The organism is Pedobacter chinensis (genome assembly GCF_003339865.1).
Lineage (GTDB): Bacteria > Bacteroidota > Bacteroidia > Sphingobacteriales > Sphingobacteriaceae > Pedobacter > Pedobacter chinensis.
In genome coordinates this window covers 1-24,361 of record NZ_QPKV01000004.1, presented here as the reverse complement: position 1 = coordinate 24,361, position 24,361 = coordinate 1, and the positions used below count along the sequence as shown (strand labels likewise).

Sequence of the window (24,361 nt, the reverse complement as noted above, 5' to 3'; positions counted from 1 at the left end):
AATTATGGATTTAAATTTAAATGCGATGCTAAATATTTTCCGGTATAAGAACTTTTCTCTTTTACCAAATCTTCGGGCACCCCTTCAAAAACTACCTGACCGCCACCATCACCACCTTCCGGACCAATATCAATAACCCAATCGGCGCATTTGATCATGTCCATATTGTGTTCAATAACCAAAATCGTGTTTCCCTGCTCAATTAATGTATTAAGTGCTTTTAATAATTTTTTGATATCGTGAAAGTGCAAACCAGTTGTAGGTTCATCGAAAATGAATAAAGTTTTGCTGGCATTATTTCCTTTAATTAAGAAAGAAGCTAGTTTTATACGCTGAGCCTCTCCTCCCGATAAAGTATTTGATGATTGTCCTAAATGCACATAACCTAAACCTACATCAACTAATGGATTTAATTTGTTAAGAATTTTTGGCTCATCTTTAAAGAAACCGACAGCTTCATCAATGGTCATATCTAAAATTTCAGAAACATTCTTTTCTTTATAGGTCACATCTAAAACCTGCTGCTTAAAGCGCTTACCACCGCAAGCTTCGCAAGGAAGATAAATATCTGCCATGAATTGCATCTCAATTTTAACTTCTCCCTCACCCTGGCAAACATCGCAACGACCACCTTCTACGTTAAAAGAAAATGCTGCCGGTTTTAATCCTGCGGCCTTAGCCGAAGCCAGGCCAGAAAACAGCGCACGGATATCATCCCAGGCTTTTACATAAGTTACCGGATTGGAGCGACTTGAACGACCTATCGGGTTTTGATCTACCATTTCTACAGCGCTGATCAAATCATAGTTTCCGAAGATACCATCGTATGCACCGGTTTGTTCGCCGGCATAGTTTCCAATCGCTTTTTGTAATGCAGGGTACAAAATCTTTTTAACCAAACTGGTTTTTCCTGAACCTGAAACGCCACTTACTGCCGTGAACACACCTAGCGGAAATTTAACGTCAACATTTTTGAGGTTATTTTCACGGGCACCTTTAATTAAAATGTGATCTTTCCATTTTCGGCGCTGCTCAGGAATGGCAATTTTTTCTTCTCCCGAAAGATAACGGCCGGTTAAACTCTTCTTATCTTTCAGAATTTCCTCATAATTACCACTGAAAACCAGGTTTCCACCATGCGTTCCTGCTTCGGGGCCAATATCAATAATATGATCGGCAGCACGCATCATTTCTTCTTCATGCTCTACCACCAACACCGTATTACCCACATTTCTTAATGAAATTAAAACTTCAATCAACTTGTTGGTATCACGGGGATGCAAACCAATACTAGGTTCATCCAATACATAAATAGACCCCACCAGGCTACTTCCTAACGAGGTAGCTAAATTAATTCTTTGTGATTCACCGCCTGATAAAGTATTTGATAGCCGGTTTAAAGTCAGATAACCTAAACCAACATTATTTAAATAGAGAAAACGGTTATCAATCTCTGCCAGTAAACGCTTGGCCACTTTAGCATCAGTAGCATTTAATTTCAACTCATTAAAGAAGACGAGTGCTTTTGATAATGGCATTAACACCACATCGATAATCGATTTCTCAGCAATTTTAACATATGATGCATCTTTACGTAAACGTGATCCTTTACACTCAGGGCAGGTGGTTTTTCCGCGATAACGGGACAACATTACCCGATATTGAATTTTATAGGTTTGCTCTTCCAACTCTTTAAAGAAAGCATCCAGACCGGAGAAATACTGGTTGCCAGTCCAAAGTAATTGCTGTTCTTTTTCTGATAGCTGGCTATAAGGGCGATGAATCGGGAAATCGAATTTAGAAGAGGCCTTAATGAAATTTTGCAACCAAACACTCATCTTCTCCCCTCTCCAGGGTGCAATGGCATTATCGTAAACACTTTTGCTTTTATCAGGGATAACCAAATCTTCATCAATACCAATCACATTCCCATAACCTTCGCATCGCTTACAGGCTCCATAAGGGTTGTTAAAAGAGAAAAAGTTTGGTGTTGGTTCTTCGAACTTCATCCCGTCCAGTTCAAAACGATCGCTAAAGTGCCTGGTTTTACCTTCAGCTTCTACATAGCAATCGCCTTTACCTTCAAAAAATGCAGTTTGGGCAGAATCTGCCAACCGACTTAACGTTTCCTCTTCATGATTGGTTACAATACGATCAATCAGAATTTGAACGGTTTTATCGTCTGTCAGTTCTGCATCTTTAAAATCAGCATCATCCAAAACCGATTCAATTTTTAAAATTTTATTTTCAATCAGAACCCTTAAAAATCCTTTTTGCAACAAAATGGCTAATTCTTCTTTAATTGTACGATTATTATGCGGGTAAAGCGGACAGAAAATAGTTACTGTAGTATCTTCGGGCATTGCATTCACATAATCTACCACCGAACTCACAGAGTCCTTTTTAACTTCCTTACCCGAAACCGGAGAAATCGTTTTTCCTATTCTGGAGAAAAGTAATTTTAAATAATCGTAAATTTCAGTAGAAGTACCAACTGTAGAACGCGGGTTTGAAGTGATAACTTTTTGTTCGATGGCAATTGCAGGTGCAATGCCCTTAATGTAATCTACATCAGGTTTATTCATTCTACCCATAAACTGGCGGGCATAAGATGATAAACTTTCTACATAGCGGCGTTGTCCTTCGGCATATAAAGTATCAAATGCCAGAGAAGATTTCCCCGAACCCGACATACCCGTTACCACGACTAATTTATTCTTTGGAATAGCAACATCTATATTTTTTAAATTGTGCACACGAGCACCTTTTATAATAATATTTCTATGCGGATCTTTTTCGGCTTCTTTTTTGCTCATGTATTATTAAGGATTTAAAACATAACCCATTTAGGAAACGTTGGGTTTTTAAAAACATACAAAAATAGGGTACTGAGACGGTTAATTTATTTTTTAACATTTTATTTTTTGTTTTTTGATAAAAAAATAACTTTCTTTGAATATTAACAAGCTCAGAACCAAACTAACAACATTCAAAAACATAGGAGAGAAGCTATAGAAATTAAAACATCTACAAATTAATTTTTAGCAAATAGTACGGGATTTAGTGTAGGTAAACCTATGAATTTACAATCATATAATGATCAGGACCTGGTAAAGTTATACATTGCCGGGGACGAGAATGGATTGCAGGAACTTTTAAGAAGACATAAAAGTAAAATTTATACTTCTATCTACTTATTGGTGAAAGACCAATATCTGGCGGAAGATATTTTTCAAGACGCTTTCATAAAAGTAATTAACACATTGCGATCAGGGCGATATAACGAGGAAGGCAAGTTCTTACCTTGGGTAATGCGTATTGCACATAATTTAGTTATTGATTATTTCAGAAAAGAAAAAAGAACGCCAATAATTACGAGTTCTGATGGAATGGATGTATTCAATATGCTACACTTTTATGACGAAAGCGCAGAAGAAAAAATACTTCGCGAACAAACTCATAAAGATTTAAAGGCAATGATTCATTTATTGCCTGATGAGCAAAAAGAAGTGCTTTTAATGCGCCACTATGCCGACCTTAGTTTTAAAGAAATAGCCGATTTAACCGATGTAAGCATTAATACTGCGCTCGGAAGGATGCGTTATGCACTAAGCAATTTGCGCAAAATGCTTAAAACAAAGGAGATGACCTACAAAGGGTAATAAAAAAATTACATAAAATGTTTTAGCGTCTGAAATAAAGCATCTGAACTATCGTTAAGTTTATAAAACTTATCACATCCAGTTGCTTATGACAAAAACTTCTACATCAAAAACAAATGTAAATTTACCTACCCAAAGTATGTTTCAGCCTAAAACTGATATTGAATCTGACACAGAGATCAGCTTATTTTATGAACAAATCAAAAGTAAGCTTGATGGACTCGCTAAAAATCCACAAGATGAAACCATCAACAAGATTTTAGCGTACAGCAGATCAAAGTAAATTTTACACGAGCCAAAAGGCTGCCTCAATGAGGCAGCTTTTTTTATGGAAAACTATTAATGGTACAATGCCATTGGTAGTTTTCTTCCCCAATTCATTATAATTAAATGGCTTAAATTTTACACTTCCTAAGTTTTTAAAGTCTTATCTTTACATAGTGTAACTTTAACACTAAGTATACCATGAATAAGCACTTACTCCCACTTACTTTAGGCGGATTAGGCATTGGAATAACAGAATTTGTTATGATGGGCCTGCTTCCGGATATTGCAAAAGATTTAGCAGTGACCATCCCTCAAGCGGGGCATCTTATTTCAGCCTATGCTTTGGGTGTAGTAATTGGTGCACCTCTTTTGATTATGATTGCGGGCAAATATCCACCAAAAAAGATATTAATTGCACTCATGGTCATGTTTACAGCATTTAATGCTTTTTCTGCCTTCGCTCCTACCTTCAATACCTTATTTATAGCCAGATTACTTTCTGGTTTACCCCATGGTGCATTTTTCGGTGTAGGTTCAGTAGTGGCCAGCCGCATTGCAGAGAAAGGCAAAGCAGCCCAGGCGGTATCTTTAATGTTTATGGGTTTAACCATTGCCAATATACTGGGTGTTCCGCTGGGCACTTTCATAGGTCATCATTTTTCATGGCGAATATCTTTTGCGGTAGTGGTATTTGTAGGGCTTGTTACGCTGTTAAGCTTAAAGTTTTGGCTTCCAGCTTTAGCCGCAGCTAAAAACCGTGATCTGAAATCTGAGCTTAGTTTCTTCAAAAAAAGAGATGCGTGGATTATCATTTTTATGATCTCAATAGGTACTGGTGGTTTATTTACCTGGTATAGTTATATCGCTCCATTAATGACAGAAGTAGCGGGTTTTTCTTCAGATGCCGTGACGTATATTTTGATGCTTGCCGGTTTCGGAATGATGGTAGGGAATTACATCGGAGGATTGCTGGCTGATAAATTTTCTCCTGCAAAAGCTTCTGCTGCACTACTGCTAACAATGGTGGTTACCTTAACTATTGTCCATTTTGTTTCTTTTAGTCAGCCACTGGCCCTGATCATGACCTTTATAACAGGCGCCGTTTCTTTTTCGTTGGCTGCTCCAATCCAGATGTTAATGATTCAATCGGCAAAAGGTTCAGAGATGCTGGCAGCATCCGCAAGCCAGGCAAGTTTTAACATCGGGAATGCCTTAGGTGCTTTCTTTGGTGGGCTTCCATTGGTTTATGGCTTTGACTATACCTCTCCTGCATATGTAGGGGCAGCCATGGCTTTGGTTGGTGCATTTTTCGCGATTTGGCTAATCAAGGGCAATGCAGCAAAAGAAATTCAGGCTGCGAAGGAAAAATATGCAGTGCTACATTAAAGGGATTTGCTAATGCAAACCATACTTAAAAAAGATGGGTATAAATTTTTTGTACAACATTCATTATAAGCCATTAATTACAGCTTATAAATCCTTCCCTTAGTCAGATTTATTAACCTCAAATCCATATTGAGTCCACATATAGTCCACGTTTTAGCGCTAAAATGTGGATTAACTCCTGATTTTCTGCAAACTCACATTTGACAGGTATAGAAGATGCCTTCAATCGGCCTACCTGAAATATAGTATATAAAAAGACTTAAAATGCCTTACTATCTATTTTATTGCTTTTGATCAGATAAAGGAACCTTTTGTTAATCATTGAATAAAAAAGTTAATCTTCCTGGCCAGAAAGATTAAAGGCCCTACCGATAAAACAAATTATTGAATCAATAATTTTGATAACATTTGAAATCGCAGGTTATAATCTAGTTATATTTGCCCATGCTTAAAAAAGAACGTTATAAACTTTTTGTAGAACACTTTTCAGCAAAACAACCCAATGCTGAAACGGAATTACATTACAATAATCCTTACCAGCTTTTGGTTGCCGTAATTCTTTCGGCCCAATGCACCGATAAAAGGGTTAACATGGTTACACCTGCACTTTTTCAACGTTTTCCTAATGCCAAAGCATTGGCAGAAGCTACGCCTGATGTGGTTTTCGATTATATCCGCAGCATTAGCTACCCCAATAATAAAGCTAAACATTTAGTGGGTATGGCGAATATTTTATTAAATGAGTTTCATGATGTTGTTCCTTCAGATATTGATGACCTGCAAAAAATGCCAGGCGTTGGTCGTAAAACTGCAAACGTTATTGCTTCGGTGATTTACAATGCCCCTGCAATGGCGGTAGACACTCATGTGTTTCGTGTAGCCAACCGTTTAGGATTGACTAATAGAAAAACACCTTTAGCTGTAGAAAAAGATTTAGTAAAAAACTTGCCGGAGCACGACATTCATATTGCACATCACTGGTTGATACTGCACGGAAGATATGTTTGTTTGGCCAGAAACCCAAAATGTGATGTTTGTGAAATCACCTATATGTGCAGGTATTTTGAACGACTAACCGCTAAGAACGAACGAGAAAAAAAAGAAGCTTAAATTATTTTACAAATTACTATTGACATTAGCTAAAAAACTTTTAACTTAGCTAAATATTTTAGTAAATAGTTATAAACATTACAAGCATATTAGCCGACAATTCAATTATATTTACCGCAACAAATTAAATAAAAATGGCAAGCGCAAATCCTGATAAATTAAAAGCATTACAATTAACATTAGATAAGTTAGAAAAATCATACGGCAAGGGTACGATTATGAAACTTGGCGATACCGCTATTGAACCTATAGATTTTATCTCTACGGGATCAATCAGTTTAGATATTGCATTGGGTATTGGTGGTATTCCGAAAGGAAGAGTGATCGAAATTTATGGACCCGAATCTTCTGGTAAAACTACTCTAGCCACCCATATTATTGCTGAGGCACAGAAAAAAGGGGGCATTGCCGCATTTATAGATGCAGAGCATGCTTTCGATCAATTCTACGCAAAAAAATTAGGCGTTGACACCGACAATCTTTTGATTTCACAACCAGATAATGGCGAACAAGCCTTAGAAATTGCCGATAACTTAATTCGTTCCGGCGCTATCGATGTCATTGTAATTGACTCTGTTGCGGCATTGGTGCCGAAAAGTGAAATTGAAGGTGAAATGGGCGATAGTAAAATGGGGTTGCATGCCCGTTTGATGAGTCAGGCGCTGCGTAAATTAACCGGAACAATTTCTAAAACCGGATGTTGCTGTATTTTTATCAACCAATTGCGTGATAAAATTGGCGTTATGTTCGGAAATCCTGAAACGACAACCGGTGGTAACGCATTGAAATTTTATGCCTCGGTTCGTTTAGATATTCGCCGTATTTCTCAGATTAAAGATTCTGATGAAGTTTCCGGAAATCGTGTAAAAGTTAAAATCGTTAAAAACAAAGTTGCGCCACCTTTCCGTATTGCAGAATTTGATGTAATGTTTGGGGAAGGTATTTCAAAGAACGGCGAGATTATCGACTTAGGTGTTGACTTTGGAATCATTAAAAAAGCCGGTTCATGGTTCTCATATGGAGATACCAAACTTGGTCAAGGTAGAGATGCTGTTAAACAACTTTTAAGTGATAACCCTGAATTGGCAGAAGAACTTGAAACCAAAATTAAAGCTGAAGTTACCGGAGAGCACTTAGCGGAAAAATAGTTCAGTTCAAATTTATTCCATAAAGAAATGCCTTGCAAATGAAAATCTGCAAGGCATTTTTAATTGAATCAGTTGCGATTAGCCCTGACTAAAAATCGCATTGAAATCTTTAGTTACATATACAATCACTAAAAGTGCAGCAATTACCAGAGCGCCTAAAATAATCACGCCCCAACTTCCATTCAGTTTGTTTTTATCTTTTCTAATTAAATAATATAAAAGGCCAATAAGCGGTACCGCACAAACAATCCAAAATATTAATGATGCTCCAGTCATAAATTCAGTTTTCAGTTAGCCGTTTTCAGTTAATGATAACGGACAATTATTATTTAATTCTTATTGATAAATGATCCCGTAAATAGCTAAACCCGGTATTAAATAACTCTATGCAAGACAAATTGCTTCGATTTGTAACACAAAGCCACCTTTCTTCAGTTCGCAACCACGTCTCTTTATCCCATCATTTCGGGGAGAAACATCGAAGCAACCTGCACAATAATAACCCGAACTAAGGTTAATACTCTACTATAAATAATCACTACATCTACGTGATCATCTTTTCTAAAATTCCATTCTGGCCATTGGCGAAACCTCTTGTCCCACAAAATCTTTGACCAAAAATTTCTGATAGCCAGCAATAGCGATCATTCCTGCATTATCTGTACAATATTGAAATGCCGGAATGTAAACATTCCATCCTAATTCATCAGCAGTTTGTTGCAAACCGTTTCTCAAACCAGAATTGGCTGATACTCCTCCTGCAATTGCGATTTCTTTTATATTGAATTGTTTAGCCGCTTTCTTAAGTTTATTCAACAAAATCTGAACAATGCTGTGTTGAACAGAAGCACAAATATCATCTAAATTTTCTGAAATAAAATCAGGATTTTCCTTTTCCTGTTTTCTGATAAAATATAGAATAGAAGTTTTAAACCCACTGAAGCTAAAATTAAGGTCAGCAATTTGTGGTTCTGCAAATTTATAGGAATTAGGATTTCCGTTTTTTGCATGGCGGTCAATTAGCGGACCGCCCGGATAAGGGAGTTGCAAAATCTTAGCCGTTTTATCAAATGCCTCACCAGCTGCATCATCAAGGGTTTCGCCAACAATTTCCATATCAAAATAATCTTTTACCAGTACGATTTGCGTGTGCCCACCCGAAACTGTCAGACACAAAAATGGAAAACGCGGCTTAGGCTCATCAATAAAATGTGCTAATATATGTGCATGCATGTGATTGACAGAAATTAGCGGTATATTTAATGCCAATGCGAATGATTTCGCAAAGGAAACACCTACTAATAATGAGCCTAAAAGACCTGGACCTTGTGTAAAAGCAACGGCATTGATGTCCTGTTTTGTAATCTCTGCATTTTTTAAAGCCTGCTCAACGGCAGGCACAATATTTTGTTGATGTACTCTAGATGCCAGTTCAGGAATTACGCCACCATAATTTTCATGAATTGTTTGGTTTGCAATAACATTGGCCGTAATTTTGCCGTTGTTACATATGGCGACTGAAGTATCATCGCAAGAGGACTCGATAGCAAGTATAACAGACAAATTATTTAATTTTTAAGCTGCAAAATTATTAAAAAACTATTTAAAATACTCCTTTGGGTAATTGCATCAATAATCTTGCTGCTTGCGCTTATTATTTTTTCGTTACAGTTTAAGGCTGTGCAAACTTACTTTGCCCAAAAAGCAGCAGCATATTTATCTAAAGAGCTACAAACCACTATATCCATTAAGAGTCTTTACATCAAGCCTTTCAAATCTATTGTATTTGAAGATTTTCTTGTTCTCGATCTTCAAAAAGACACTTTATTGAGCACGCCTCAATTTATGATTGATATTAATCAGTTATCAATTGATAAAAGGATAATTGATATTAATACCGTTCAAATTAATAACGGACAGTTTTTCCTAAAGGATTTCAAAGATAAGTCTTCTAATCTCGATTTTATTATAAACTATTTTGATTCTGGTAAACCTACTGTAAAGAAACCGAAAAGTAAGCCATATGACATTAATATGGGCAGAATAATTCTGAATAAGTTTGCCTTCAGATATAAAAACTACGCCGCAAAAGATACTGTTCAGGGAAAGACTGTAAACTTCGACAATGTTGATGTAAAAGCACTGAGCGGAATTTTTGAAGGGCTGGACACCAAGAACCACTTGATAAAAACCAACATCAAAAACCTCACGCTAAGAGAGAAAAGCGGTTTTTATCTTAAAAATCTTACTGCTGAAACCACAATAGACAGTAATGCAATTGAATTAAAGAACCTGCTTCTGGTCACCAATCAAAGTCGGCTCACGAATTACTATCAAATGAAGTTTAACAGCTATAAAGACTTCAATCATTATGTTGATAATGTTCGGATGAAGGCCAACTTTAAAAATAGTCATCTTACTTCCAGAGATGTTGCTTTTTTTGCTCCCGAACTCAGTACGATGAAGCTTGATCTAGATATTGATGGTCAAATTACAGGTCTGGTAAATAATCTGAAGGCGAAAAAACTCTCTATTCGTTCAGGAAAAGCGACACACATCAAAGGCGATTTTATCATTAAAGGTCTTCCAAACTGGAGTGAAACCTTTATGGATTTGAAAATCGAAATGGCCGGAACAAATAAAAAAGATTTAGATGAAGTTTTAGCGGGCATTACCGGCAGTAAAAAGGCAATTGTTCCAACGATTGTAAATAAATTTGGCAACATTAATTTCAATGGAAGTTTTACCGGCTTCCAGAATGATTTTATTGCATACGGTGAGTTTAAAACTAAGCTTGGCCGACTGGTTTCTGATGTAAACATGAAAATCGATAAGAATGATGTTCCATCTTACACCGGAAATCTGAAAACATACGATTTCAACATCGGCAATCTTTTAGATGAAAAAAGTCTGGGGAGAATAAGCTCATCATTATATGTTAAGGGTAGAGGCACGGAACTTAAAAGCTTATCTGAAAAAATAAACGGCGATATTAAATATATTGATTTCAACAACTACAGGTACAGAAATGTAAAAATTGATGGAACTTTTAATAAAAAATATTTTGATGGAAAACTAAGCATTGATGATAAGAACGTTAAGTTGATATTTGATGGTGGCGTAAATCTTAATCCAAAACTTCCGGTATTTAATTTTAATGCAACCATTACGAAAGCCAAATTAAGGGCTTTAAAATTACTTAACGATTCGTTAATGGTTGACGCCAAATTCAGCACCAATTTTTCTGGTACGAATCTGAACAATATTGAAGGAAAACTGTTGATACAAGAGATCAGATTACAAAACCCTAAAGGAATTTATACTGTAGATTCAGTACAATTAATTGCCAATGGAACTGGTGTTGATCGAAATCTGGATATCAGATCAGATATTTTAGATGCCAGTATTCAAGGCGAATATGACCTCAATTCAATAGCCTCTTATTACAAGGCCATTGCAAAAACTTACGTACCATCGCTTCATGCAGATATTATAAAATACAATAATCAAATATTTAAGTTTAACCTGAAAGTTAAAAAATTTGAACCACTTGCTCAACTCATTTCTCCTGGTTTAGAAATGGATGAGGGCGCCTCACTGACAGGCAATTTTGATTCAAGAAATAATACTGCAACCTTGAATGGTTTTGTAAAAACGCTTAAATATAAAGGTGTTGTGGTTAACAATATTATTCTTGATGAAAATACAACAAAAGAACAGCTTCAATTAATTATTACCTCAGATCGTGTTCAGCTCAATGATAGTTTGTTTATTAAGGATGTAAATATTTCTAATATACTTCGAAATGACAGCCTTTCTTTCAACGTCAAAATGTCTAATTCTGATGAAGATAATCAACTGGATTTGAATGGACTGGTTGAATTTACCAAGAATGAAGATACCACCGCAAGGTTAAGTATACTACCGTCAATTCTGAAAATAAACAACGAAGATTGGAGAATCCAGGAAAAAGTTCGTATTGTGCTTAATAACGGAAAAACCCTGATTAGCAATTTCGACTTAACCAATGGTGTACAACAAATGACGATTGACGGGTTAATTTCTGAAGATCCAAAAGATTTGTTGACTGTTGGGTTTAAAGATTTTAACCTCAAAACACTTAATCCGTTTACAAAGGGTTTTGGTGTTAAATTAAGTGGAAATGTGAATGGCAACACCAGTCTTTATGGAATTTTAAAAGCGCCAAAAGTTAATGACGACCTTAAAATTGATTCATTGAATTTTAATGATATCTACATTGGAACACTTACTGATACCTCTTCATTTAACAATGCAACCAATAAGATTAATGTCTTTACCAGAATCACAACTGAAAATGCTGAAACCTTTAAGTTAACCGGCGATCTTGATTTAAAAGAAAAACTGATTGACTTGAATGTAAAAATGAATGATAGTAAGTTAACTATACTTGAACCATTTGTTAAACAACTTGTATCAAACTTAAAAGGCGATATCTCTGCTGATTTAACTGTAAAAGGGCCATTAGACAAACCTCAAATCAATGGGAATTTGGCCTTTAACAAAGGCGAGTTAATGGTAAATTACCTTAAAACAACTTACGTAATCACTGATCAGGTTAACGTTGAAAACAGTGTGATCACCTTGTCAGATTTCAAACTTAATGACCTGGAAGGCCATCAGGCGGTAGCAAACGGAAAAGTTGATTTAAACAACTTAGATGATCCGACTTTAGAAGATGTTACTTTAAACGCCAATAATTTTATGGCATTAAACACAACTTCAAAAGACAATTCAGTTTATTATGGAAAGGCTTATGGTACAGGTGTATTTAAATTTGATGGCCCTACGAGCAAAATGAGGATTGATATTAAAGCTAAAACCGAAAAGGGTACTGTTTTCAACCTTCCGCTTAACAGTTCAGAAACCGTTTCAGATAAAGATTTTATTAATTTTATCAGCAGAGATTCCAGTAAGGTGGTCAAGAAAATTACCAATTTTGATGGCCTGACCCTGACATTTAAACTTACCATCGATCCTAATACAACGGCAAATATTTATACCACATTAGGTAATTTGAGTGGAAAAGGAAATGCCGAGTTGAATCTAAATATTAACAGCCTGGGTGATTTCGAGATGTCTGGCGATTATATTATTGAAACGGGTAGCTTTGACTTTACTGCTCAGGAAGTCATCAACAAAAAATTTGAAATCAGACAAGGCGGAACCATTCGCTGGACAGGCAATCCTACAGCGGCACAAATTAACCTTAAAGCGGTTTATGCGCTAAGGGCTAATTTAAATGAGTTATTTAAAGCCGCCAACAGAGATGCGAGTAGCAATGCCAACCAGCGCGTAAATACTGAAGTTGAAATGGGTTTAACGGGCTTATTATTGCAACCTGATATTAAACTGGATATCTTTTTCCCTGCCCAACCTGCAATCAAAGAAGAGCTTCAAACCTATTTCAGCGATCAGAACAACCTGAATTTACAGGCATTTAGTTTAATTATCAGAAGGAGTTTTGCACCAGGAAATGGTGGTGAATCAATCGGTAACCAATTAAGTTCAACAGCAACCAGTACAGCAACCGAATTGGTTTTCAATCAATTCAACAATGTACTTTCGTCACTAAATCTAAACTTTGTCGACCTTAACGTTCGTTCGTTAAGTGAGGCCAGCGCGTCAGTTAAACTATTTAATGATCGTTTAATCATCAATGCAGGTATAGTTGACAGAAACAGCCTGAATGACTTTACCATTATCGATTTTAACAGAAGTAATGTTGGCGGCGAGGTAGAAGGCTTGTTTCTGATTAAAAAAGATGGAAGTTTGTTAGGCAAGGTTGCCAATAAACCACCAACTATTCAGAGTATATTCTCAAATCCAGGTATCGATCAAAATAAGAACGTGACTTCGTTTGGATTGGTGTATACCCAACAGTTTGATACATTCAGAGAATTTATTCAAAAAATTTCCGGGTCGTATCGTAGAAACTTAAAGAGAAAACAAGGCGAAGCGCCTGTAAAAACCAATAAATCCATTAACAGGGAAGCGATTATCAATCAAAGTAAGAATAACGGACCAAGAAAGTAATGCTCAGTTAACAGTATTCAGTTGGCAGTATTCAGTTGGCAGTATTCAGTTGACAGTATTCAGTTGACAGTATTCAGTTGACAGTATTCAGTTGACAGTATTCAGTTGGCAGTATTCAGTTGGCAGTATTCAGTTGGCAGTATTCAGTTGGCAGTGTTCAGTTTGCAGGAAATTTCAGGCAAAAAAAATTGGCAATTTTTAGTGTTGTTAACTGAAAATTGCCAATTGTAAATTGGGTTTATCCTTTCATAATAGAATGGCCCATTTTATCTCTTTTGGTTTTTAAATAACGTTCATTATGAATGTTACTTTCTATTTCAATCGGAATGTTTTCAACCACTTCTAATCCATAGCCAATTAATCCAGCTCTTTTAGTAGGGTTATTACTCATCAGGCGCATTTTAGTCACACCTTCTGATCTTAAGATCTGAGCGCCAACGCCATAATCACGTTCATCGCCTTTAAAGCCTAACTTAATATTTGCTTCTACTGTATCGAAACCGGCATCTTGTAAATTATAAGAACGTAATTTATTAATGAGTCCGATTCCGCGACCTTCCTGATTCATATACACCACTATTCCTTTGCCTTCTTTTTGAATCATTTCCAGTGCTTTATGCAATTGAGGGCCGCAATCACAACGGCAGGAACCAAAAATATCACCCGTTACGCAAGAACTGTGAACACGGGCAAGAATCGGTTCGTCTTCTGCCCATTTACCTTTCGATATGGCCAGGTGAGTGGCATTATTATCCAATTGGGTGTAAGCAGTCATTTTAAAATCGCCCCATGCCGTAGGCAGGTCGATGCTTACCTCCTGTTTGATCAGGCTATCAATATTTAAACGATAGGCAATTAAATCTTCAATGGAAATAATTTTTAACTGGTGTTGTTCTGCAATTTTAAATAAATCAGGGAGTCTGGCCATTTCGCCATCCTCTTTAAGAATTTCAACTAACACACCTGCTGGTTTTAATCCGGCCAAACGAGCCAGATCTACGGCTGCTTCAGTATGACCAGCGCGACGAATCACCCCACCATCTTTAGCTATTAAAGGGAAAATATGTCCTGGTCTTCCCAACTCTTCAGGATTGGTTTTGGGATTTACCAGCGCCAACATGGTTTTAGAGCGATCGCTTGCAGAAATTCCGGTTGTACAGCCATGTCCAACAAGATCTACTGAAACTGTGAAATTTGTTTCGTAGGCTGCTGTATTTTTTCCAACCATTAAATTCAGGTTTAATTCCTTGCAACGCTCTTCAGTTAAGGGGGCGCAGATTAAACCACGTCCGTAAGTTGCCATAAAATTTATAACCTCTGGCGTTGCGTTTTCTGCAGCAGTTAAAAAATCGCCTTCGTTTTCTCTATTCTCGTCATCAACAACGATAATAACTTTGCCTGCTTTAATATCAGCTATTGCCTCTTCAATGGTGTTTAATTTTGTTCGCATTTGTTTAAAAGCATAATTGTAATTCGTTTTATGAAAATCTTTGAATTAATATTCACAAAACTTTTTGCTGTTACAAAGGTACAATCTAAATAAGCAATATGATTAATAAAATATCATATAGAAGTAAATGATATCGCTGCTTACTTTTGTTTTATCCGGAGGATTTTATTAAAAAACTGTTTATAATAATTAACATCAAACAAGGCTGAATCTACCGTTGCCTTATAGGTAAGAAAGGCTGCCAGCGGCGATAAAACAATAACGGCTATCCACATGGCAAATATTGGATTAAGCGAGCCTTCCCTGGCTGATTTTTCTGCTACAGTTGTGATGATATGATAAACGAGGAAAAATGATATGGCAGTAACAACCGGCAATCCCATGCCCCCTTTTCTGATAATCGCACCAAGTGGCGCACCAATAAAAAACAGGAGGATACATGATACTGCAAGTGTAAATTTTCGTTGATATTCTACCCGGGTAAAGATGATTTCGCCAACCAAATCGGTATGATGTGGAACTCCATTTGCCAGATTCTGAATAATTCCAGAAACGACATTGGAGGCATTTTCAACAGCGATTTTTCTGGAGCCATTGGGAATAGCACCCAGTGTTAAATCTCCAATCCTTTTAGGCTCTGTCTTAATTTTCGAATATCCTTTGGTTACATTAAATTGCTTAAAGTTGTTCGCGATCACTCTTTCAGCGCCCATATTAAATGTATCAAGCTGTTTAATCAATGAATCTCTTTTCTTGGTGATTCCCCTTAAATTAAGCATTGGCGTGCTATTGCCAAATGCATTAGGGTCTGTTCTGTTCATCTCGAAAGAAGAAAGATCAAATTTAGGCTCCGTTTCTTTAAATCTGCTTCTGTATAGAATTTGCCTCGGATTATAGGTTCCGCTATTATTGGCCTGTTCCTCGTATTGTACACCATCCTTTAATTTCAATACGAGGAATTTTCCATCAGATGTTTTATTCATCTCACCTTCTTTGGCTATTATTACCTTAGGTATACCATTGGTTCCTTTATGATCGTAGATCATAATGCCATGCAGTTTTCCGTCATCATCCTTGGCATCAACCCGAATAGAGTAATTCGGGATACTATTATTGAAAACCCCTGGTTTTATGAGAAAAGCAAGTTTTTTATTCCTGACATCGTAAAGCAAAGAGCCAAATTTTAAATTTGCTTTTGGCAGCATATAATTGGAGAACAAAAACGATCCGATGGTGAGCATGATAATCACAACGAATAAGGGCCTCATTGCTTTTTGAAGAGAAATTCCAGCTGATTTTATAGCAACCAGTTCATAGTTCTCACCAAGCGTTCCGAAAGTCATGATAGAGGAAAGCAGTACAGAAAGAGGCAAGGCCATTGAAACGTTTGCTGCCGAGGCATAGTACATGAGTTCCAGAATGGTATACCATTCGAAACCTTTTCCTATTAAATCATCAATCCACTTAAATAGAAAAAACATCAAAAGAATAAACATCACCACAAAGAATGTGGCAAGGAAAGGCTTGATGAATGCTTTTATTAAAAGGAGATGTATTTTTTTCACCCTACAAAGGTAAGCAATACAGGGATAAACTATGCACCTAAAACGCTAATCAAATAGTCAATTTGGTTATCCCAAATTAATTTTTTTTCAGCTAACAGATCATCAGTAGTAAAATCGGTAATAGAAAGCGCAACATCATTTGTTAATTCGTCTTGTACAATTTCCATTTCGAAATAACATTGAGGCTCATCATCAAGCCATTTAAACTTAACTAATTTATTCTCTTTTATTGATACAAGCTTAGCTTTTTGCTGCTCATCATCCCAGGTAAATGTATAAACCTGGTCGCGAAAATTGACATCATCAGCAAACCATTGCGATAAACCATTTGGCTCACTTATAAAGCTATATAAAATTCGTGGTGACGATTTAACCTCGTACTCAAGCGTAAATTTTTTCTTTTCTGCCATGTTAATTCATTACCAGAATAAATCCGGACTATTTTTTTTATTTTATTTTTCTAAAGAAAGGTAATTTATTCTATATTTGCAACTCCAAAAAATAACCACCTAAATATTTGATAATATAAGCAAATATTTTTACTCGGCGGGGTAGCTCAGATGGTTAGAGCGCAGGATTCATAACCCTGAGGTCGGCAGTTCGATCCTGCTCCCCGCTACCGAATCGGCAAAAGAGGCATAATCCAGAGATAATTCTGGTATGCCTCTTTTCTTTTTACTGATAAGTTGCTGAAAATGAGCAATATACAAAAAGACTAAATTTATCTCACTGGTTCGAACTTTATCGTTTTTCTTATCGTAACTCATACCACTAGGGAACAGTAATGCTTGCAGTTGTTGCTTGGTGTGATAGTCCCCAGAAAGCCAGTTTAAAGGTAGCTGAGTGGCATATTCTATAGCCAACCTAACGCATTTTAAAAGGTTCGAACTTTTATTAGACAGGATGAGCAAATTCCGCTCAATTTCTCTTTTTTCGTCCGAATATTTCTCATGGTACTTTGTGTAAAGTTCCTGACTTATATCTTCTTCAATATATCTTTCCTCTAATCGCTCCACCTTCTTCTTCACTTCTCTGTGGCTGTTCTCCAACTCTAAAAGATCCGCTTGCTTATTTTGAGTCAACTGGTTAAATGTTGCAGCAACCTGCTCAACCAATAGTTCTATATATTCCTTGGCAATGTCAATTTTAAAGAAATCAAGTATGTCTGCAAATCTGGAATTAAGAGAATCAGCATTTTTGTTATTACAGCAAGCTTTGGTTTTGCATTTATAATAATGTATATTCTTTTTGCGTGCGAGGTAGCCACTCAACGGCTTCCCGCATTCGGCACATACCATAAAGCGCTTCAAAGGAATGTGCACATTTTCTTCATTTAGTGAAAAACCATGGGGAATCTTATCTAGCATACCGTTAACCTTTAAGAAAAGTTCCCTGCTAATTAATTTCTCGTGATTGCCCACAACCACTTGTCCCTCCAACATATTGTGCACCATCAAGCCACAATAGAATGGATTTCTAAAGATTTCTGAGATACGCTGATGAATCAATTTTAGTCCTTTAGCCGCCAACCTATCGCGAATTACCTCATTTGACACATTTTCATAAGCTTTCCATTCAAAGGCCTGACGAATGAGCCTTCCCTTCCCATTTATAACAATCTGCCTTTTGTTCTTCGATCTGTCAATCTCAAATCCTAAAGGAGGATTAGTCGGCCAATCACCACGCAGTAACATCTCTTTTATACCAGCACTACATTTTTGCTTTCTCAATTGATTGTCAAACTCGCCAAACAGGAACAACAACTTTTGTTGCATCTGACCCGAAGCACTCGAGGTATCAATAGGTTGTGTTACGGAAATTATTTCTATACCTAAGCGCCTCAATTCTCCGCTAAGCCAGATTGAGTTGTCATTTCTTGAAAACCTCTCCAGACTATACACTAAGATAGAAGATATTTTTCCTTTGAATTTTTTCACGAAAGAAAGCATGGCGGTAAATTGCTTTCTCTCATCGTTCTCAGCGCTTTCGTAGGTTCCCCCAAACTGAGCGGCAATATTAAACCCAAATTTCTCTGCGTATAGCATACATGCCTTCAATTGGGTTCCCAGGCTTAAATTATCAGCCTGTTCTTTACTACTAACCCTTGTATAGATAACGCATTCCAAGCTTTTGGAAACTTTTTTATTTTGTTTCCCTTTTGCAAATGAGTCGAAAAAAAAGATGTCTGACATAAATAATACTTCTTTTTATTACACTATAAGATACTAATAATCAATTAATTTATCAAGTTTTTTGATCCTTTTTTTCACTTGCATTAAAAATGATTATAGACATTTTTTTGATAGTAAGGATCACATCCTTAGCCTGCTGCTCGGTAAAATGTGAAAACATTTGCTTTGAAAGCACCTCTTCGATCGTTAGATCATGCTGGCGCACAATAGTTTCTATATTTAAATCAAACTCCATATCCATGACGTTTATTTTGAGTAACAAATATTTTTCGAACGGTATTCTGAAGAATAACAGGATTGGATAATCACATTTAATTACGCTCCTGTTAGAAATAGATGCAAATAGGCATAACCTGGGGTGCATCTATCATTAATGTACTCGCATTTTGAGATGAGCACATGAGTCTCCTGTTAATAATTTATCTTTGCAAATCTGAATGATCTATTGCCAAAGATTCAATTACGCCATCGCGGATTACCTCAAATCCCGCTACACTATCTGTATTGTATATCGCGACTGTTTTTGGTGGCCAAAGTTTCGGGTCGTTTGTTTTATCCCAGTCAATCCCAATGCCTGATGGATAATAATCCCAGTTTTCCCAGGCTCTCTCTTTAATTAAAAGTCCGTCGTAACCCAGTACCCTTGTAAGATATTCATTACGGTTACCTTCCCAGTCCATCCCATAGCAGAGCAGATCAGCAACCTTGTAAAAATCAGAGAGCTGGTCATCGTGCCGGTGATTTAGGTATCGCTCGGAAACTCCTGCGCACAGCAAAATACTCCGGACGCGAGATGCGTCCAGAGCTTTGTCAGCATCCAAAATGCTGGCATCCTTGCTGAGTGTTATCTTATAGATTTTGGCATATCCAAGATTATCAAACCCCGATTCACCTTTCAATCTTGACTTCTGGAGTACGAGATGGCTAAAAAGGCAGGCGGCGTCCTCACTTATTGAAGTATAAAATGCATTTCCGAGAGTGAGAGCGTTCCAGCCAACTCCTTTACCGGACTGGATGTTTATTTTCCCACCGTCCAGTCCAAGCGAACCATGATAAAGTGCCAGCAATTCTGGGTTTATTTCCTTTACTTTCAAACTCCAAATTCCGTCTTTAGGTCTATCGGGTAGTTAGCTGTTAGCACCTCCGTCTTGCTTTTCTGCTTTCCTCCTTTTGCATTAACGGAAACCTGTTGCTTTACCGACCATTGATGCCAGCCATGTTCTTTGGCATATTTTTCCAATATTGGAGATGGGTAGGAAGAGAGCAAAAACTTGCCTTTTATTCCGGCCAGTAAAAAAAGAAGGGCTTCAAAATCCCCTTCAGAATAACCGTCATAGTGACCACAGTCAGAGTTGTAGTAGGGCGGATCACAGTAAAAGAAACTATCTGCGGTATCGCGGCTTGCGATGATGTAAAGCGCATCTGCGCATTCTATCTGGCAGTTCTGGAGCCTGATAGCCATTTCTTCAACAAATCCTTCTTTCTTGGAATTTATTTTTTTTGTTGTGGTATTACCTGATTTATCATATCCCCAACTGCTGTCAAGCTGCGAAGAAAAGCTCTGTGATGAAGTCAACCAGACTGCCCATGCCCTTTTTACCTCCGAAAACATATCCGGATTGTTATAGATCACCGAAGCCTTTCTGTGCAGATCCCTGGAATGAAGAGAGATCCTGATCTCCTTTTCTAGTGAAGTAAAATCCTCCTTCGCTACCCTATAAAAATTCATCAGTTCTTTATTGGTATCATTAATTACCTCAACCTTTGATTGTTCTTTAGCAAAGAATACCGCCGCGCCACCAATAAAAGGCTCACAATAAAGCACATGCGGCGGAATTACCGAAACAATGCGCCTGGCTAATTTTTGCTTACCCCCATAATAGCTTATGGGGGTTCTTAATTTTAGTTTGGTCATAAATTCTAATACAAGTCGTCAATGCTTAAATCAACTTTTTCACCCTCAATCATTACCGACACCCTGCACTTGATATCGGGCGTAGCCATACTTTCTACCTGAAAGCGCTTGCCGTTTAAGTTATATAGCAGGTGATCTTCCTTAAGATCAAGGGTAACCCATCCGCTTGCGCGGATGCGGTCTATCTTAGCTAAAAGCTTTCTCATTTTTTCTTTGCTGTTACAAAAGATTATCTTCCTATTTCCTCGCTTTGGGAGGTATCACCATCCCGCTGGTTTTCCCATGGAAACCGCTCTTCTGTATTGCTGGCATCGATTTCGCTTTTTTGGGAAGTTCTTTGCTCAGCCGAGGCCGTGCTTTCTTTTTGCTCTTCTTTTTTAGGAAAGATTTCATCCTGGCGGATAATGGCCATGTTCTTATCATAAACATCAAGTCCCTTAAACTGGGGATTCGCGGTTACCATTACAGCAACGGCTTTCTTACCCACCATCATCTCGGCCGGTGCCAGATGGCCACTTCTCAGCATTTTCATCATACCATCCTTTCCAAGTTCAGTAAGACCCTTGAACGGATATTTGTCTATGGCATCAGATAGCTCAAACTTGAATTCGGGGTAGAATTTTTTCAGGGGATGATTCCCGTAGGCATCCTGAACATCAAGGTTGAGCTTAAACCAAACCTTTTTCTTTTCCGAACCCTCACTGTTTTCCAATTTGGTGTAAACATCTCGTTCAAGTGAGTTCCCAGAGAGTAGTTTATAGGCCTGTAGCACCGTAATCCGGTTGTCCCTTTCCAGATCAAAGATTTGTCTGATAGGCAAGGCACTTCCGGCCTTATTCAGAGTTACCTCATAATCGTTCAGAAAATACATATCGCTCTGCTTGGAGCGGTTGAAATTCAGCATGAACCTGACCTGATCGGAACCAATTGCAGGATTCTTTTTGGCGTTGGCAGATGTGTAGCTTTGCGTAACTCCGAGGGTAAAAGCAGGGAGTTCCCTGGAAATTGCTGATTCAAGAACATCGTTAAGTTTTGTTCCAAAGCCCAGATAATCCAGGCTCTTTTTTAGATAATCCAAATTTTGTTCATTCATAAGAATATATTATTAATTAATCAAAATAGGCTAAGCTGTCGCTCAGGCTGGGGAGGGCTATAGCCATTTTCCCGGGCGAGGTGTTCGCCAAGGGAGATTGCCAGTTCCTCGATGGACGCATATCCGCAATCCTTTAAAAAAGCAGAAAAGAGAAAATGTGACCGGTAGCCGGTACCGGATATAATATTGGAATCTGAGCGAAACTCCAGGTGTACAACGGTTGGCTCTTTTTCATCATTTCTTTTGCTGGGCCAGTTGTACACATAATTGACATTGACATCGAATCCAAATACCCGGATATCGAGACTTATATCCTGTTTGAAAATTTCTGGAATCATGGGAATGGATTTTACCGGATTTGCAAAGGCCTTAGATTAGTCCTAAATCCGGTGATCTTACAAAACCTATTAAGTGAAAAGAGTGATTCCGCACATGAAAATTCGCATGACTTAAAAGTGAAAATCACATGATGGGATAAAACCAGAAAAGTTGCGTCAAATCCTTTCAGCCATAGCGAAATCTTACAGGTTAATACGATTGCAGGCAGATCATCTCCGAATACAGTCACGAATTTCGCATTGGGGAATACCAAGCTGATGCGTATTATACCTTCCGGAAGAGCAAGAAAACCAAACGTTGCCAGCGCGGCATCCCGAAATTTGACTGAGGTAGCATCCGACAGAACTTTTAGACAATCCCTTTTTTCATAAAAAAGATAAACGGTACGGATACATATCTCTGGCAGCCCGTAAGGAATCAGGTATGCGAAACCATCGCACATAACCCATTCTCTGTCCATATTTATCTGGATATGCCATGACTATAGCCGCGGCTATACTCGTTTTTGAACTCATCGAGTTCTCTCTGCTGCAACATCTCGTCTGAAATTGCGCCATCGTTTTTTTTCAATTCCAGGAATGCTGATTCAAAGCCTAGTGAAAAGGGAGTCTGATGAATACTTGAATCCATTATGGGAGCGAGATCTTTTAATAAAAAACCCGCGGCTTTACCGTCTTTCAAAAAAGTTAAGATAAGTGCTGTACGGCTGGCTACGATCCCCTTGGGCTCACTGGCCCTATGTTGAATCATCGTCCCATCGATTAGCTGCACAATGCGTCCTAGGGCAAAATCCTTACTTTTCTTTACATCTAGTTTCTCTCCGTTGATCTGAAATGGAACCTCTACCCCTTTTGGATCATAGGAAATGAACTCCCTGGTTTCACTATCATATTCAAATACGATAGTCCTATTCGTGCCATCAGGAAAATTAATGGGTTTTGCAATATTCTTAACCTCTCCTGCGACCAGCGCATCAGCTTCAACATCCAATAAATCCGGAGACAGTTTCGGCTCCTTGTAAATAGGATGCAATTTTATCTCGTGGAGACTATCTTCATCCAGGTTTAAGGATAGCTTAGCATCCAGGCTATCAATAGCAAAAGCCTCGCTGACCAGATTCTTTAGGTTCACTAAAGAAGTTCTCCTGCCCGAAAGAAGTGCAGCAATGTCTGTGTCGTCCAATAAGTACCTGGTCCCGTCGTATAGCCCTAGCCTGGATAGCTCTGCAACGGGCAGGGCCTCCTCGATAATTATATTTTTCATAAATTCGTTTTATCTGTTTAAATCAAGATGTGATTGGTTCACAGCTTCGCCAATCTGGTTAGTGTGCTTATCATTTTGAAACTCAGCACCCATTTCGCGTTTGAGATATAAAAGCGCTGCGTAGAGTTTATCTTCCCGGCCCAATGTAAATGCATTGCCGTTCAGGCTTTCATGCATCTTCAGCCTTCCCTGTTTTAAATGGCCTAGAACCTCATAGACCGATCCGTTATATGGAATCTTATCTCCCGTGGTGAGATACCCAGAAGCTTTTCCGGGAGCAGGCTGCATCGCATTCAGGGAAACCTTTTCATTGGTAATCTCCTGCTTTCTTTCTATATCCATGATATAGCCAAGAATACGCTCGGCATCCATGGAAGCAGAAAAGATCTCAAAAGGATTGTTCTCCAGAATCGATATCCAGCTTTCCACATAGGCATAATGCTGTCCCGGGTCATGGCCTATACCAAGTTCCTGTCCAATAAGCATCGAAGCGATTTCTGCCCTGAGCTCCTCCCTGGCATAGCTCGCATCCCCAAAGCCTTTACCCATGTCTCGGTTCAACCGGTCTGGATGCCCCGTCCAGTGTCCCAGTTCGTGGAGCAGTGTAGCATAATATTTGTGGCTTTCAGAAAACCAGTCCTTGTAGGGAAGCGTAATAGCATCCCTTTTTGGGTCATAAAAGGCATTTGCGGAATATTGGTGAAAAATTACTGCGCCTGAGGAGGCAATGAGATTCTCTGCCCGCTCAACCGGTGCCCACTTGGTGCCTGGTGGAGTTGCTATCTTTGAGTAGAGACATTTATGGAGCAGATTTGAAATGTAATTTTAAATTTGGCATATATGAAACACAGAGTATTTGACGATGAGTTCAAAAAGATGGCAGTAGAGCTGTCCAG

The 24,361-nt window shown here is 38.0% G+C and carries 21 protein-coding genes and 1 tRNA gene; 7 read left to right on the top strand and 15 right to left on the bottom strand.

Going from position 1 to position 24,361, the window contains the following annotated elements; translation table 11 throughout:
* Positions 1–2 precede the first annotated feature (2 nt).
* On the bottom strand, positions 3–2,816 hold the full coding sequence (gene uvrA, locus DU508_RS10450; RefSeq protein WP_115402773.1) for an excinuclease ABC subunit UvrA: 2,814 nt from the start codon (positions 2,814–2,816) through the stop codon (positions 3–5).
* A gap of 261 nt (positions 2,817–3,077) precedes the next feature.
* On the opposite strand from uvrA, the gene DU508_RS10445 reads away from it, so the two are divergent.
* The 5 genes from DU508_RS10445 to recA all read left to right on the top strand — a co-directional run bounded on the left by DU508_RS10445 (position 3,078) and on the right by recA (position 7,573).
* Positions 3,078–3,662 (top strand): RNA polymerase sigma factor, encoded by a 585-nt coding sequence (locus DU508_RS10445; RefSeq protein WP_115402772.1) that lies wholly within the window; start codon positions 3,078–3,080, stop codon positions 3,660–3,662.
* Positions 3,663–3,750: 88 nt separating this feature from the next.
* Complete coding sequence (locus DU508_RS10440) at positions 3,751–3,945, top strand: hypothetical protein (RefSeq protein WP_115402771.1); 195 nt, start codon at positions 3,751–3,753, stop codon at positions 3,943–3,945.
* A 182-nt stretch (positions 3,946–4,127) separates the two neighbouring features.
* Complete coding sequence (locus tag DU508_RS10435; RefSeq protein WP_115402770.1) at positions 4,128–5,315, top strand: MFS transporter; 1,188 nt, start codon at positions 4,128–4,130, stop codon at positions 5,313–5,315.
* Positions 5,316–5,759: 444 nt separating this feature from the next.
* The gene (gene nth / locus DU508_RS10430; RefSeq protein ID WP_115402769.1) at positions 5,760–6,425 is read left to right on the top strand and encodes an endonuclease III; all 666 of its coding nucleotides are present in this window, start codon (positions 5,760–5,762) and stop codon (positions 6,423–6,425) included.
* Between the two features lie 134 nt (positions 6,426–6,559).
* Positions 6,560–7,573, top strand: coding sequence for a recombinase RecA (gene recA / locus DU508_RS10425; protein WP_115402768.1), 1,014 nt, complete (start codon positions 6,560–6,562; stop codon positions 7,571–7,573).
* Positions 7,574–7,651: 78 nt separating this feature from the next.
* Here the strand turns inward: recA and DU508_RS10420 are convergent, their stop codons facing one another.
* Together DU508_RS10420 and tsaD are read right to left on the bottom strand one after the other, a co-directional pair.
* Positions 7,652–7,849 carry a hypothetical protein gene (locus tag DU508_RS10420; protein WP_115402767.1) on the bottom strand — a complete coding sequence of 66 codons (198 nt, stop codon included), beginning with the start codon at positions 7,847–7,849 and terminating at the stop codon, positions 7,652–7,654.
* Between the two features lie 285 nt (positions 7,850–8,134).
* Positions 8,135–9,136 (bottom strand): tRNA (adenosine(37)-N6)-threonylcarbamoyltransferase complex transferase subunit TsaD, encoded by a 1,002-nt coding sequence (gene tsaD / locus DU508_RS10415; protein WP_115402766.1) that lies wholly within the window; start codon positions 9,134–9,136, stop codon positions 8,135–8,137.
* A 117-nt stretch (positions 9,137–9,253) separates the two neighbouring features.
* On the opposite strand from tsaD, the gene DU508_RS10410 reads away from it, so the two are divergent.
* Positions 9,254–13,648 carry a translocation/assembly module TamB domain-containing protein gene (locus DU508_RS10410; protein ID WP_233509488.1) on the top strand — a complete coding sequence of 1,465 codons (4,395 nt, stop codon included), beginning with the start codon at positions 9,254–9,256 and terminating at the stop codon, positions 13,646–13,648.
* Between the two features lie 238 nt (positions 13,649–13,886).
* Here DU508_RS10410 and DU508_RS10405 read toward each other — a convergent pair whose 3' ends face one another.
* The 3 genes from DU508_RS10405 to DU508_RS10395 all read right to left on the bottom strand — a co-directional run bounded on the left by DU508_RS10405 (position 13,887) and on the right by DU508_RS10395 (position 17,073).
* Entirely contained in the window at positions 13,887–15,098 is a 1,212-nt protein-coding gene (locus DU508_RS10405) for a bifunctional 3,4-dihydroxy-2-butanone-4-phosphate synthase/GTP cyclohydrolase II (protein ID WP_115402764.1), read from the bottom strand.
* A 140-nt stretch (positions 15,099–15,238) separates the two neighbouring features.
* Positions 15,239–16,663 carry an LptF/LptG family permease gene (locus DU508_RS10400; RefSeq protein ID WP_115402763.1) on the bottom strand — a complete coding sequence of 475 codons (1,425 nt, stop codon included), beginning with the start codon at positions 16,661–16,663 and terminating at the stop codon, positions 15,239–15,241.
* Positions 16,664–16,692: 29 nt separating this feature from the next.
* Complete coding sequence (locus DU508_RS10395; RefSeq protein ID WP_115402762.1) at positions 16,693–17,073, bottom strand: START-like domain-containing protein; 381 nt, start codon at positions 17,071–17,073, stop codon at positions 16,693–16,695.
* Positions 17,074–17,208: 135 nt separating this feature from the next.
* Between DU508_RS10395 and DU508_RS10390 the strand changes: the two genes are divergently transcribed.
* Positions 17,209–17,282 (top strand) — tRNA-Met (locus DU508_RS10390).
* Here DU508_RS10390 and DU508_RS24315 read toward each other — a convergent pair.
* The 9 genes from DU508_RS24315 to DU508_RS10340 form a co-directional block, all read right to left on the bottom strand.
* Positions 17,242–18,855, bottom strand: a complete 1,614-nt coding sequence (locus DU508_RS24315; RefSeq protein ID WP_394341373.1) for a recombinase family protein — start codon at positions 18,853–18,855, stop codon at positions 17,242–17,244. The genes DU508_RS10390 and DU508_RS24315 overlap by 41 nt on opposite strands.
* Positions 18,856–18,907: 52 nt before the next feature.
* Complete coding sequence (locus tag DU508_RS10380; protein WP_147273612.1) at positions 18,908–19,090, bottom strand: hypothetical protein; 183 nt, start codon at positions 19,088–19,090, stop codon at positions 18,908–18,910.
* 184 nt (positions 19,091–19,274) lie between these two features.
* Positions 19,275–19,949 (bottom strand): hypothetical protein, encoded by a 675-nt coding sequence (locus DU508_RS10375; protein ID WP_056095002.1) that lies wholly within the window; start codon positions 19,947–19,949, stop codon positions 19,275–19,277.
* Positions 19,946–20,770, bottom strand: a complete 825-nt coding sequence (locus DU508_RS10370) for a DNA adenine methylase (protein ID WP_056095006.1) — start codon at positions 20,768–20,770, stop codon at positions 19,946–19,948. Before DU508_RS10370 ends, DU508_RS10375 begins: the two co-directional genes overlap by 4 nt.
* A 5-nt stretch (positions 20,771–20,775) precedes the next feature.
* Complete coding sequence (locus DU508_RS10365) at positions 20,776–20,976, bottom strand: hypothetical protein (protein ID WP_056095008.1); 201 nt, start codon at positions 20,974–20,976, stop codon at positions 20,776–20,778.
* A gap of 23 nt (positions 20,977–20,999) precedes the next feature.
* Positions 21,000–21,863, bottom strand: coding sequence for a hypothetical protein (locus DU508_RS10360; protein WP_056095011.1), 864 nt, complete (start codon positions 21,861–21,863; stop codon positions 21,000–21,002).
* A 20-nt stretch (positions 21,864–21,883) separates the two neighbouring features.
* Positions 21,884–22,201 (bottom strand): hypothetical protein, encoded by a 318-nt coding sequence (locus DU508_RS10355; RefSeq protein ID WP_056095014.1) that lies wholly within the window; start codon positions 22,199–22,201, stop codon positions 21,884–21,886.
* Positions 22,202–22,664: 463 nt separating this feature from the next.
* Positions 22,665–23,465 carry a DUF4099 domain-containing protein gene (locus DU508_RS10345; protein ID WP_056095020.1) on the bottom strand — a complete coding sequence of 267 codons (801 nt, stop codon included), beginning with the start codon at positions 23,463–23,465 and terminating at the stop codon, positions 22,665–22,667.
* Between the two features lie 9 nt (positions 23,466–23,474).
* Positions 23,475–24,248: a zincin-like metallopeptidase domain-containing protein gene (locus DU508_RS10340; protein WP_262511024.1), complete on the bottom strand. Its 774-nt coding sequence runs from the start codon at positions 24,246–24,248 to the stop codon at positions 23,475–23,477.
* Positions 24,249–24,361 lie beyond the last annotated feature (113 nt).